Origin of the sequence: Mesobacillus jeotgali (genome assembly GCF_014856545.2) — a bacterium.
Lineage (GTDB): Bacteria > Bacillota > Bacilli > Bacillales > Cytobacillaceae > Mesobacillus.
The window spans coordinates 81,574-94,222 of sequence record NZ_CP109811.1; the positions used below are offsets into that span (position 1 = coordinate 81,574).

Consider the following 12,649-nt stretch of genomic DNA (forward strand, 5'->3'; position numbering starts at 1 on the left):
GATCATGATGAAAAATGATATTGAAAAGGTATTATTTACAGAAGAGGAAATCCAGGAAAAGACAAGGCAGCTGGCGGCTCAATTAACAGATGAGTACAAGGACCGCTTTCCATTGGCAATCGGTGTTTTAAAAGGTGCCATGCCATTCATGGGAGACCTGCTAAAGCGCATGGATGTGTATCTTGAGATGGATTTCATGGATGTTTCCAGCTATGGAAATGCCATGGTATCTTCCGGAGAGGTAAAAATCCTAAAGGACCTCGATACTTCCGTAGAGGGAAGGGATATCCTGATCATCGAGGACATCATCGACAGCGGTTTAACCCTAAGCTATCTGGTTGAGCTATTCAGGTACCGCAAGGCAAAATCAATTAAAATCGTCACTCTGCTTGATAAACCAACAGGAAGAAAGGCTGATATAACTGCTGACTATGTTGGGTTCATCGTTCCTGATGAGTTTGTTGTCGGATATGGTCTCGATTACGCGGAAAAATATCGCAATCTGCCGTATATCGGCATCCTTAAGCCAGAAGTTTACTCAAAATAAAAACGGTTGCGATTTAGTGAATGAAATTCAACATTTTAATTAAGAAGCAAATATTCTGAATGTTAATTTCTTGTATTAGCATAATTTGCTATGATACTATTTAGTATAGTTTGTCTACCGTGGGAGGAGGTAAGGGATGAATCGGATCTTCCGTAATACCATCTTTTATTTATTGATATTTTTAGTCATTATCGGAGTTGTGAGTTTCTTTAACGGCAATAACCAGCCAACTGAACCAATCTCTTACGATAAATTCATGCAGGAACTAGAGGCAGGCAATGTTGACGGTAAACTGACGCTTCAGCCTGAACGTGGTGTGTATGAGGTAAGAGGCCAGATGAAAGGCCAGGAGGAAGGCAAAGGCTTCATCACCTATGTCTGGAACAATCCAGAAACTCTTAACAGAATCGAACAGGCGGCAGCCGACGCAAATGTCGAAATCCTGCCTGCTAAAGAAACAAGCGGATGGGTGACCTTCTTTACGTCGATCATTCCATTTATCATCATTTTCATTCTGTTCTTCTTCTTGCTGAACCAGGCTCAGGGCGGCGGAAGCCGTGTCATGAACTTCGGGAAAAGCAAAGCGAAGCTTTATAATGAAGAAAAGAAGAAAGTCCGCTTCAAGGATGTCGCGGGTGCAGACGAAGAAAAGCAAGAGCTTGTTGAGGTTGTTGAATTCTTGAAGGACCCTCGCAAATTTGCTGATCTTGGGGCACGTATTCCAAAAGGGATCCTTTTGGTAGGACCTCCAGGTACAGGTAAAACTTTGCTTGCTCGTGCTGTTGCAGGGGAAGCTGGAGTGCCATTTTTCTCAATCAGTGGTTCCGACTTCGTAGAAATGTTTGTTGGTGTCGGTGCTTCACGTGTACGTGATTTATTCGAAACTGCAAAAAAGAATGCTCCATGTATCATATTCATAGATGAAATTGATGCAGTCGGCCGCCAGCGTGGCGCTGGTCTCGGCGGAGGGCATGATGAGCGTGAACAGACACTTAACCAATTGCTAGTTGAAATGGATGGATTCGGTGCCAACGAGGGGATCATCATCGTTGCCGCGACGAACCGACCTGATATCCTTGACCCGGCATTGCTGCGTCCAGGGCGTTTTGACCGCCAAATCACAGTTGACCGTCCTGATGTAACAGGCCGTGAAGCTGTATTGAAGGTACATGCTAGAAACAAACCGTTGGATGAGTCCGTTAACTTAAAAAGTATTGCTGCCCGTACTCCAGGTTTCTCTGGTGCGGATTTAGAAAACTTATTGAACGAAGCTGCGCTTGTTGCAGCAAGGAGAGATAAGAAGAAGATAGACATGGAAGATCTGGATGAAGCAACAGACCGCGTCATAGCTGGTCCTGCCAAAAAGACTCGTGTCATCTCCAAGAAAGAAAGAAATATTGTTGCGTTCCATGAAGCTGGCCATACCGTCATCGGGGTTGTCCTTGATGAAGCGGAAATGGTCCACAAGGTAACGATTGTTCCTCGCGGGCAGGCCGGCGGCTATGCTGTCATGCTTCCAAAGGAAGACCGTTACTTCATGACCAAACCGGAACTTCTTGATAAAATCACTGGCCTCCTTGGCGGCCGTGTTGCCGAAGAAATCGTCTTTGGCGAAGTAAGCACCGGTGCACACAATGACTTCCAGCGTGCGACAGGCATTGCGAGAAGAATGGTTACTGAATTCGGTATGAGTGATAAGCTTGGTCCGTTACAGTTCGGTCAGGCACAGGGCCAGGTATTCTTAGGCCGTGACTTGAACAATGAACAGAACTACTCAGACAAGATCGCTTATGAAATCGACCTTGAAATCCAGACGATTATCAAGGATTGCTATGCAAGAGCGAAAAACCTGCTGACAGAGCATCGTGAAAAGCTTGATATCATTGCGAACACATTATTAGATGTTGAAACTCTTGATGCAGAACAAATCAAGCATTTGATCGACCATGGCCGTCTGCCTGACCGCAAAGTCAGTGTCGAAAATGACGACATGAAAGTAACGATCAATAAGAAAAAAGATGAGATGCCGGCAATCGAAGAGACTGATAAGAAAGTTGACTCAGTCATCGATGATCCAAAGGCTATTGACGAAAATCCAAAAGAATAGAACGTATGAAGCAGGTGCTCTTAGCGGGGCACCTGTTTGTTTTCTGTTGACAAGGTGCTTGCGCTTTTCTAGTGGTTTACTTTATTTAGTGAATTCCTGGCGATTATGATATGATATTTTCAGTATTGATCCAGAAAACTATTAATAAGTTGGTGAATAACTTGATTTTTGTTTTTGACGTCGGGAATACAAATATCGTGTTAGGTGTATATGATAAAGAAGAGTTGAAGCACCATTGGAGAATAGAGACGAACCGTCATAGAACGGAAGATGAATTTGGCATGATCGTCAAAAATCTGTTTGACCATGTCGACCTTTCTTTTTCAGATATAGATGGAATCATTATATCGTCCGTCGTGCCGCCGATCATGTTCTCACTAGAGCGGATGTGCCAGAAATATTTCCACCTCAAGCCATTGGTCGTCGGTCCAGGCATTAAGACAGGGCTGGACATTAAATATGAAAATCCAAGGGAAGTCGGGGCGGACCGGATTGTCAATGCTGTCGCAGCCATCCATGAATATGGAAGCCCGCTGGTCATTGTCGACTTTGGCACTGCTACAACCTACTGCTACATCAATGAGCATAATCAATATATGGGCGGAGCGATTGCGCCGGGGATAGGCATCTCTACTGAGGCCCTCTATTCAAGGGCAGCGAAGCTCCCGCGAATTGAGATCAGCAGACCTGATGACGTAGTTGGAAAAAACACCGTTTCGGCCATGCAAGCTGGCATTCTATATGGATATGTTGGACAAGTAGAGGGAATAGTTAAACGGATGAAAGATAAGAGCAAAGTCCCTCCAAAAGTGATCGCGACAGGCGGACTGGCAAACCTGATCGCCCAGGAATCGAATGTAATTGATGCTGTCGATCCATTTTTGACGTTAAAGGGACTTCAGCTTATCTATAAGCGCAATATTGAAAAAAACAATTAAGCTTCCTTACAAAGAGGACGCATACAACTTTACAGCACGAAGGGAGTAAAAAAATGAGCGATTATTTAGTAAGAGCACTTGCTTTTGACGGTCAAGTCAGAGCGTACGCAGCAAAAACCACGGAAACAGTTGGGGAGGCACAGCGCCGCCATTATACATGGCCGGTAGCCTCTGCCGCACTTGGCCGGACAATGACAGCCGGGGTAATGATGGGTGCGATGCTCAAGGGCGAAGATAAAATGACAATCAAAATTGAAGGCGGAGGTCCGCTTGGGCTCATTCTTGTGGACAGCAATGCCAAAGGGCAGGTAAGGGGCTATGTATCAAACCCTCATGTCCACTTCGATTTAAATGAGCACGGCAAGCTTGATGTAAGACAAGGTGTCGGTACGGATGGAACGCTTACGGTTGTGAAGGATTTGGGCTTGCGCGACTATTTTACAGGACAGGTGCCGATTGTATCTGGTGAGCTAGGAGAGGACTTCACATATTACTTTGCAACTTCCGAACAGGTCAATTCTTCAGTTGGAGTCGGTGTACTGGTTAATCCAGATAACTCGATTAAAGCAGCGGGAGGATTCATAATCCAGCTGATGCCAGGGACAACAGAAGAAACAATCACAGCAATCGAACAGCGATTGCAGTCTATTCCGCCAGTTTCGAAGCTGATTGAAAAAGGACTATCTCCTGAAGAGTTGCTGGAAGAATTGCTTGGCAAAGAGAATGTAAAAGTCCTTGATACAATGCCGGTGAATTTTGAATGCAATTGCTCCAAGGATCGATTCAGCAATGCCTTGATCAGCCTTGGTTCAGATGAAATCCGTGATATGATAGAGACAGAAGGGCAGGCAGAAGCGCACTGCCATTTCTGCAATGAGAAATACATGTTCACAAAAGAAGAATTGGAAGAGATAGAGAAAGAAGCAAAATAAGCGATATCTGGGGGAAGAGAAGTGGAAAAGAAGCAGCTTTGGTACATTATTGCCGGGTTAGCCATTTTGAACGCAATAACTCTTGTGATGCTGCTAGCCAAGCCTGCAATCCTTGAAGGAAACAAAGAATCAGTCGCGGAAATTGGCAATGAGTCGATTTCCCGCCAGGAATGGCTCACGGAGCTTGAAGAACGATACGGCCAAGATACGTTAAGGGACATGATCGACCAGGAAGTAGTCAATCAAATGGCTGAGAAATATGATGTTAAGTTGTCTGATGAGGCTGTCGAACGCGAATTGACTATTTATAAGGCACTGTATTCCACCACTGGTAACGAACCAAAAACTGAAGAGAAATGGAAACAGCAGATTAAATACAGTCTGCTGCTCGAAGAAATTCTAACAAGGGATGTTAAAGTATCGGAAGAGGATATGAAGTCCTTTTACGAACAAAATAAAAGTCTATTTGATATCCCTGCATCTTACCATCTGTCACAAATAGTCGTTGAAACAAAAGAAGAGGCTGATTCAGCGGTGAAGGAGCTGAAGAATGGCTCCAGCTTCGCTGCACTCGCAATGGAGAGGTCGATCGATGAGTTTTCGGCTAATGCAGGCGGTGATATCGGCTTTGTTACTGCAGAAGATGAGCTTGTTTCCCCGGAGATAATTGGTGCAGCAAAAATGCTGAAATCCGGAGAGTGGACAGGACCTGTAAAAGTGGAGAATGGCTATGTCATTGTTTTTCTTCATGAAAAACTTGAAGGAAAGAAATATGCCTACAACGAAGTTGAAAACCAGATTCGCAGGCAAATAGCCCTCGAACAAATGGATATCCCTGTTTCTGCCCGGGCTTTCTGGAATGATGCAGAAGTCAGCTGGTTTTATGGCAATAGCGAAAAGAAATAAGGAAGGAAGCACTGGGTTTAAGTCACCGGTGCTTTTCTTGTTTAGGGATATTCAAAAAAGGTTAGTTTAAAAAGGATAGTGCTCTTTTCGATTGAATCGAGCAGGCTGATTGTGAAAGCGACATAGTGTACGAAAAGATTCTAGGCAAAAGGCTGATTTCGGTTTTTGTCGAAGCATACTGATTGACATAGACTTAAAGTACTGGTAAATTTTAATAAAACCAATTAAAATAGTCGGATTAAAGGGGTGGGTAATTTGGTACGCATTGCAAATTCAATTACAGAGCTGATCGGCCAGACACCAATTGTGAAGCTGAACGGACTTGGTGATGACCAAAGTGCAGAAGTATATTTAAAGCTTGAATACATGAACCCGGGAAGCAGTGTCAAGGATCGTATCGCATTGGCAATGATTGAGGATGCTGAGGCAAAGGGAGCCCTGAAGCAAGGAGATACGATCATCGAACCAACAAGCGGCAATACAGGCATCGGTCTTGCTATGGTGGCTGCAGCTAAAGGTTACAAAGCGATCCTCGTCATGCCAGAAACGATGAGCATGGAGCGCAGGAATCTTTTGCGTGCCTATGGCGCGGAACTTGTGTTGACTCCTGGACCAGAAGGTATGGGCGGTGCTATCCGCAAAGCGGCGGAGCTGGCAAAGGAAAATGACTACTTCATGCCGCAACAGTTCGAGAATGAAGCAAACCCTTCTATCCATGAAAGAACAACCGGACCAGAAATTGTCGAGCAGATGGGTGATCAGCTGGATGCCTTCATCTCTGGTATCGGCACTGGCGGAACAATTACAGGAGCAGGAAAAGTCCTTCGGGAAAAATACAAGAATATCAAGATAATTGCAGTTGAGCCAACGGATTCCCCGGTATTATCCGGCGGAAAACCAGGACCACACAAGATCCAGGGAATTGGTGCAGGGTTCGTTCCTGGAGTACTTGATACAGACGTGTATGATGAAATCATCAAGGTTGAAAATGAGCAGGCATTTGACTATGCCCGACGTGCCGCAAAAGAAGCAGGAATCCTTGGCGGAATATCATCAGGTGCAGCCATCTATGCAGCACTTGAAACAGCGAAAAAGCTGGGCAAAGGCAAAAAGGTGCTGGCAGTGATCCCGAGTAACGGAGAACGCTACCTGAGCACCCCGCTTTACCAATTTGAAGAATAGTCAGATGAAGAGGCAGGCTGATAAAGCTTGGCTCTTTTTTTTATGCTGGGAAAAACTAAAATGACAATTTATCTAAAAAACCATCATTTTAAAAATGAAAGCGCGCCCTTCATCATGTATGATGGATAAAGAGAAAAAAATAGGAGTGAAAAGCTTGCCGCACTATTGCATTCAATCAAAAACGATTCCTTATACAGCTTCACGTTTTTTTCATCAATACGACCATATTGCACAACAATATAAAGAGCATATCATCCTCGAAAGCGGTAGGGGCGGGCGCTACAGTATCGCTGCATTCGATCCCTGGATTGTTTTTTCGGGAAAAAATAATCAACTGACGATCACAAAGGATGGTTCTTCAAACATTCTTGAGGGAAATCCTCTTGAAATCATGAAAAATCAAATGGAAATGTATCATGTGCCTGAAGTAGAAGGTTTGCCAGATTTCCAGGGCGGTGCGATCGGCTACCTGAGCTATGATTATGCGCGCTATATCGAAAAGCTTCCCGCACTCGCCAAGGATGATTCCGGAATCCCGGAGGTCTATTTCCAGCTATTCAAGGACTGGTTTGTTTTTGACCATAAGACAGATGAGCTTTGGCTGATGGCCCTGACGGAAAAAGGCCAGGAAAAACAGACAGAGGACAGGCTTTCAGAATGGTTGGCGCAGTGGGAGGCCGATGTACCAGAAGTTCTCGCTGAAAAAAAGCCAGCTGCAGATGAGCTGCAAGTATCCATGGATGAATCCGAGTTTATCGAGGCAGTAGAGAAGGTGCAGCAATACATTGCGCAAGGGGACGTCTTCCAGGTGAATCTATCCGTAAGACAGTCAAAACCAATCGAAACGGAAGCTCTGGAAGTGTATAGGCAGTTGCGCAGGTTGAACCCATCTCCTTATATGGGTTATCTTCATACGCAAGATTTCCAGCTCGTCAGTGGTTCGCCCGAACTTTTAGCAAAAGTAAAAGGGTCGGAGGTCAGTACAAGGCCGATTGCCGGCACGAGATCGCGGGGCAGGACAGACGAAGAGGACTTACAGCTAGCCAATGAGCTGATCAACAATGAAAAAGAGCGTGCCGAACACGTCATGCTTGTCGACCTTGAAAGGAATGATCTTGGCAGGGTCTGCAAATACGGCACGGTCGAGGTCAATGAGTTCATGGTCATTGAAAAATACTCGCATGTCATGCATATTGTCTCCAATGTCAGGGGAGAGCTGGCTGAAGGCGAAACATGGTTCGATGTTGTCAATGCGACCTTCCCAGGCGGTACGATTACCGGAGCCCCGAAGGTAAGGACAATGGAAATCATTGAAGAACTTGAGCCGGTGAGACGCGGACCTTATACTGGATCGCTCGGCTGGTTCGGTTTTAACGGCAATATGGAACTGAACATTATCATCCGGACAATGCTGGTCAAGGATGGGATGGCGCATGTCCAGGCAGGAGCAGGTGTCGTGATCGACTCGATCCCTGCCAATGAATACAAAGAATCCTTAAAGAAAGCAATTGCTCTTTGGAAGGCGAAAGAGCTTGCGGAGGGTAAAGCATGATTTTGATGATCGATAATTATGATTCATTCACATATAATCTCGTTCAGTATTTGGGTGAAATGGGCGAAGAGCTTAAAGTCATCCGCAACGACCAGACGTCCATCAGGGGAATTGCCGAACTTGATCCCCAGTTCTTGATGATCTCACCAGGGCCGTGCAGCCCGAATGAAGCAGGCATCAGCCTGGAGGCAATCAAGAATTTTTCAGGTAAAACACCGATCTTTGGTGTCTGCCTGGGTCATCAGTCAATTGCTCAGGTATTCGGCGGTGACGTGGTCCGTGCGGAGCGGCTTATGCATGGGAAAACCTCTATGGTCTATCATGACGAAAAGACAATTTTTGAAGGACTTGAGAATCCATTTCCTGCGGCACGCTACCATTCACTCATCGTAAAAAAAGAAACACTTCCCGATTGTCTCGAGGTCTCGGCTTGGACGGAAGAAGGAGAGATCATGGCAATCCGCCACAAAACGCTGCCTGTTGAAGGTGTCCAATTCCATCCGGAATCCATTTTAACGACACCAGGGAAGCAGCTGCTGCGCAATTTCATTGCTCATTACAAGACTGCCAGGGAAGTAAGTTTATAATGTTCGTATACATGAATGGCAGTTTCGTTAAAAAGGAAGTGGCCGTCATTTCTCCTTTTGACCATGGCTTCTTATATGGGTTAGGCGTCTTTGAAACTTTCAGGATCTACAATGGCCACCCCTTTTTGCTTGATGACCATTTGGAGCGGCTGAATGCCAGTCTTCGTGTTTTGAATATCGAAGCTGAATTTACTGGCGAGGAAAGTGCTAAGATCCTCGAAGGCATACTAGCTAAAAATAACCTTAAGGATGCCTATATCCGTTTCAACGTTTCAGCTGGAATTGGCGAAATAGGCTTGCAGACAGAAAGCTACCTGGAGCCTAACGTGATTGTTTTTGCGAAGCCGCTGCCGCAACCTGGGAGTATGAGTGAAAAAAAAGCTGTGCTGCTGGAATTGAGGCGTAACACACCCGAGGGAACAGAGCGGCTGAAGTCACACCATTATCTTAACAATGTCCTGGCCAAGCGTGAGGCAGGCCCTGACATGGGTACAGAAGGAATCTTCCTGACAAGTGAAGGCTTTTTAGCGGAAGGAATTGTCTCGAATATTTTCTGGTACAGGGATGGCATTCTTTTCACGCCTGCAGTCGAAACCGGGATTTTAAATGGGATTACCCGCAGGTTCGTCATTGCGCTTGCCCGCAACGCAGGCATCGAGGTTCGTGAAGGCTTTTACAAAAAGGAAGAAGCGGAAGAAGCTCAGGAAATCTTCCTGACTAACTCGATTCAGGAAATCGTTCCTGTCACAGATTTTTCAGGTAAAAGCTTTCCTGGGAAATCAGGGGAGCTGGCGAATCTTCTATTTGCCGAATACTCAGCTTGCCGGGAAACGTTAACGAGCAGAACACAATTGGATGGAGGAGTTCAAACATGAATACCGTGATAAAAGCCGGTCCATATACACTCGACTTTACAGATAAAACGTTGATCATGGGAATATTGAATGTCACTCCGGATTCTTTTTCGGACGGCGGAAAATACAATCACCTTGATCATGCTGTCGCACATGCCAGGCAGATGATTTCCGATGGAGCGGATATTCTTGATATCGGCGGCGAGTCGACTAGGCCTGGGCATGAACGGATTTCCGATGAGGAGGAGATCAGCAGGGTAGTGCCTGCGATTGAAGCCATTTCTAAGGAAGTCCAGGTTCCGATTTCCATAGACACTTATAAATCGAAGGTAGCCAAAAGTGCTGTCGATGCTGGTGCAGCCATTATCAACGATATCTGGGGAGCGAAGGAAGACCCGGAGATTGCCGATGTCGCGGCAGAAACCGGAGTTCCGATCATCCTGATGCACAATCGAAATGACCGCAATTACTCGAACTTCATCCGTGACGTGTTAAATGACTTGTATGAAAGCATCATGATTGCGAAAAAAGCAGGCGTCAACGATGACCAAATCATCCTGGACCCGGGTATCGGCTTTGCGAAAGACCTCAGGGAAAACCTTGAGATGATGCATCACCTTGATACGCTTGTGTCCTTGGGATATCCCGTACTGCTAGGCACATCGAAAAAATCAATGATCGGAGGCGTGCTTGATTTACCGGTGTCGGAACGTACAGAGGGTACAGGCGCGACCGTTTGTTATGGAATCCAGAAGGGCTGCCAGATCGTCAGGATTCATGATGTAAAAGAAATGTCGCGCATGGCAAAAATGATGGATGCGATGATGGGAAAGGGTGAATATCGTGGATAAAATATATGTCAATCAAATGGAGTTTTACGGCTACCACGGCGTTTTTCCTGAAGAAACAAGACTGGGCCAGCGTTTTGCAGTGGACCTGATGGTGGAACTGGATCTTTCGAAAGCGGGAAAAAGCGATGAGCTTGAGCATTCCATCAATTACGCAGAGTTATACCAGGCCTGTAAAGAAATAGTGGAAGGCAAACCATTCAAGCTAGTAGAAGCCATTGCTGAGAAAATCGCAGGCACCATCCTGGAGCGCTTTTCACTTGTAGAGGCCTGCCATGTAAAGGTCATCAAGCCAGACCCGCCGATCCCGGGACACTATAAATCCGTCGCAGTTGAAATCACAAGGAGTCGATGACAGTGGAAAACAAAGCATATATTGCCCTAGGCTCCAATATGGGTGACCGGTTCGGATATTTGACACAGGCCATCATCCTCCTGGAAAGCCATGAGCAGATCTCAGTGGTAAATACTTCTTCTGTCTATGAAACAGATCCGGTAGGTTTCACGGACCAGGGCCAATTTTTAAACATGGCAATCCAAGTAGAGACAAGCCTTTCACCTGTCGAACTTCTCGATACATGCCTTGAGATCGAACTGAAACTTGGGAGAAAAAGGGAAGTAAAATGGGGACCGAGAACTTTGGACCTTGACATTTTGCTGTACAATCACGAAAATATTGAAACAGAGAAGCTTACAATACCGCACCCTCGGATGAGCGAACGCGCATTTGTAATCCTTCCATTGCTTGATATGGACCCAAATCTCACGCTCCCGACCATGAAGGAGCCGCTGAAAAAATATCTACTAAGTATACCGGATAGAGAAGGAGTACGGATATGGAAGCAGAAAAATGGGGAAGACGTATTCGCGCTTATCGAAAGCTGAAGGGTTTTACACAGGAAACCTTCGCTAAAGAGCTGGGTGTATCGGTTTCCATCCTTGGAGAAATTGAACGCGGCAACAGGTTGCCTGATGAAAGGCTGATTGTTAAAATCGCAGAATTCCTGGGTGTCGAAATAGATGAACTAACACCGCAATAGGTTTGATATATTGATAAATTAAAAGGAGGCAGAGCATGCTCAAGATTGGCGATATCGAAATGAAAAACCAAGTCGTCCTTGCGCCAATGGCTGGCATCTGCAACTCAGCGTTCCGTTTGACCGTAAAAGAATTCGGCGCGGGGCTAGTCTGTGCCGAAATGGTCAGCGACAAAGGGATTGTTTCTCAAAACAATAGAACACTCGACATGTTATATATAGATGAACGGGAAAAGCCGCTCAGCCTGCAGATTTTTGGCGGTGAAAAGGAAATGCTTGTTCAGGCTGCGGAATATGTGGACAAAAATACGAATGCCGATATCATTGATATCAACATGGGCTGTCCGGTACCAAAAATCACGAAATGTGATGCAGGTGCGAAATGGCTGCTCGACCCAAACAAAATCTATGAAATGGTATCAGCTGTGGTAGATGCAGTTGAGAAGCCAGTTACAGTAAAAATGCGCATGGGCTGGGATGACGAACATATTTTCGCCATCGAGAATGCCCGAGCTGTAGAACGGGCAGGCGGAAAGGCAGTAGCCCTTCACGGCCGTACACGTATACAGATGTATGAAGGAACTGCGAACTGGGATATTATCCGTGACGTGAAGCAAGCAGTAAACATTCCGGTAATCGGCAACGGAGATGTCCAGACTCCTCAGGATGCTAGGAGAATGCTTGATGAGACAGGTGCAGATGGAGTCATGATCGGCCGAGCTGCTCTTGGAAACCCATGGATGATCTACCGTACGGTAAAATATCTGGAAACAGGCGAACTAATGGGGGAACCAAGTGCACGTGAAAAAATCGACGTCAGCATCCTGCACCTTGACCGCCTGATTGCTTTGAAGAATGAACATATTGCTGTCCGTGAAATGCGCAAGCATGCAGCATGGTACCTAAAGGGTATCCGCGGAAACGCAACTGTCCGTAACGGGATTAATGAATGCTCAACAAGAGACGAGCTTGTCAGCCTGCTGAAAAACTTTGCGGATGAAGCGGAAGCAAAAGAGCAAATAGCACACCAGGCTGGATAAAAATTGACATTAACCGTCACTTTTCCTATAATACCTTTATCCTTAAAAGTAACTGCCAGTGGTCAAACTGGCAGTTTTTATTCTATTTAGGCATGAAAAAAGAGATTTTTAATGTCTGA

At 45.6% G+C, this 12,649-nt stretch carries 14 protein-coding genes; all 14 read left to right on the forward strand.

Going from position 1 to position 12,649, the window contains the following annotated elements; all coding sequences use genetic code 11:
* Positions 1–7: 7 nt before the first annotated feature.
* Positions 8–547, forward strand: a complete 540-nt coding sequence (gene hpt, locus FOF60_RS00415) for a hypoxanthine phosphoribosyltransferase (protein ID WP_264647686.1) — start codon at positions 8–10, stop codon at positions 545–547.
* Between the two features lie 136 nt (positions 548–683).
* The gene (gene ftsH / locus FOF60_RS00420) at positions 684–2,654 is read left to right on the forward strand and encodes an ATP-dependent zinc metalloprotease FtsH (RefSeq protein WP_192473391.1); all 1,971 of its coding nucleotides are present in this window, start codon (positions 684–686) and stop codon (positions 2,652–2,654) included.
* A 161-nt stretch (positions 2,655–2,815) separates the two neighbouring features.
* Entirely contained in the window at positions 2,816–3,592 is a 777-nt protein-coding gene (locus FOF60_RS00425) for a type III pantothenate kinase (RefSeq protein WP_192473407.1), read from the forward strand.
* A 53-nt stretch (positions 3,593–3,645) separates the two neighbouring features.
* Positions 3,646–4,524, forward strand: a complete 879-nt coding sequence (hslO, locus tag FOF60_RS00430) for an Hsp33 family molecular chaperone HslO (protein ID WP_192473390.1) — start codon at positions 3,646–3,648, stop codon at positions 4,522–4,524.
* Positions 4,525–4,545: 21 nt separating this feature from the next.
* Positions 4,546–5,430 carry a peptidyl-prolyl cis-trans isomerase gene (locus FOF60_RS00435; RefSeq protein ID WP_192473389.1) on the forward strand — a complete coding sequence of 295 codons (885 nt, stop codon included), beginning with the start codon at positions 4,546–4,548 and terminating at the stop codon, positions 5,428–5,430.
* A gap of 255 nt (positions 5,431–5,685) precedes the next feature.
* The gene (gene cysK / locus FOF60_RS00440; RefSeq protein ID WP_192473388.1) at positions 5,686–6,612 is read left to right on the forward strand and encodes a cysteine synthase A; all 927 of its coding nucleotides are present in this window, start codon (positions 5,686–5,688) and stop codon (positions 6,610–6,612) included.
* Positions 6,613–6,733: 121 nt separating this feature from the next.
* Complete coding sequence (locus FOF60_RS00445) at positions 6,734–8,164, forward strand: anthranilate synthase component I family protein (RefSeq protein ID WP_192473406.1); 1,431 nt, start codon at positions 6,734–6,736, stop codon at positions 8,162–8,164.
* Positions 8,161–8,751 carry an aminodeoxychorismate/anthranilate synthase component II gene (pabA, locus tag FOF60_RS00450; protein ID WP_192473387.1) on the forward strand — a complete coding sequence of 197 codons (591 nt, stop codon included), beginning with the start codon at positions 8,161–8,163 and terminating at the stop codon, positions 8,749–8,751. Before FOF60_RS00445 ends, pabA begins: the two co-directional genes overlap by 4 nt.
* On the forward strand, positions 8,751–9,626 hold the full coding sequence (gene pabC, locus FOF60_RS00455) for an aminodeoxychorismate lyase (protein WP_192473386.1): 876 nt from the start codon (positions 8,751–8,753) through the stop codon (positions 9,624–9,626). The genes pabA and pabC overlap by 1 nt, the downstream gene beginning before the upstream one ends.
* Positions 9,623–10,456 carry a dihydropteroate synthase gene (gene folP, locus FOF60_RS00460; RefSeq protein WP_192473385.1) on the forward strand — a complete coding sequence of 278 codons (834 nt, stop codon included), beginning with the start codon at positions 9,623–9,625 and terminating at the stop codon, positions 10,454–10,456. Before pabC ends, folP begins: the two co-directional genes overlap by 4 nt.
* Positions 10,449–10,808 carry a dihydroneopterin aldolase gene (gene folB / locus FOF60_RS00465; RefSeq protein ID WP_192473384.1) on the forward strand — a complete coding sequence of 120 codons (360 nt, stop codon included), beginning with the start codon at positions 10,449–10,451 and terminating at the stop codon, positions 10,806–10,808. Before folP ends, folB begins: the two co-directional genes overlap by 8 nt.
* Positions 10,809–10,810: 2 nt before the next feature.
* Positions 10,811–11,338: a 2-amino-4-hydroxy-6-hydroxymethyldihydropteridine diphosphokinase gene (folK, locus tag FOF60_RS00470; RefSeq protein WP_192473383.1), complete on the forward strand. Its 528-nt coding sequence runs from the start codon at positions 10,811–10,813 to the stop codon at positions 11,336–11,338.
* On the forward strand, positions 11,290–11,493 hold the full coding sequence (locus FOF60_RS00475; protein WP_192473382.1) for a helix-turn-helix domain-containing protein: 204 nt from the start codon (positions 11,290–11,292) through the stop codon (positions 11,491–11,493). The genes folK and FOF60_RS00475 overlap by 49 nt, the downstream gene beginning before the upstream one ends.
* A gap of 35 nt (positions 11,494–11,528) precedes the next feature.
* Positions 11,529–12,530 (forward strand): tRNA dihydrouridine synthase DusB, encoded by a 1,002-nt coding sequence (gene dusB / locus FOF60_RS00480; protein WP_192473381.1) that lies wholly within the window; start codon positions 11,529–11,531, stop codon positions 12,528–12,530.
* Positions 12,531–12,649 lie beyond the last annotated feature (119 nt).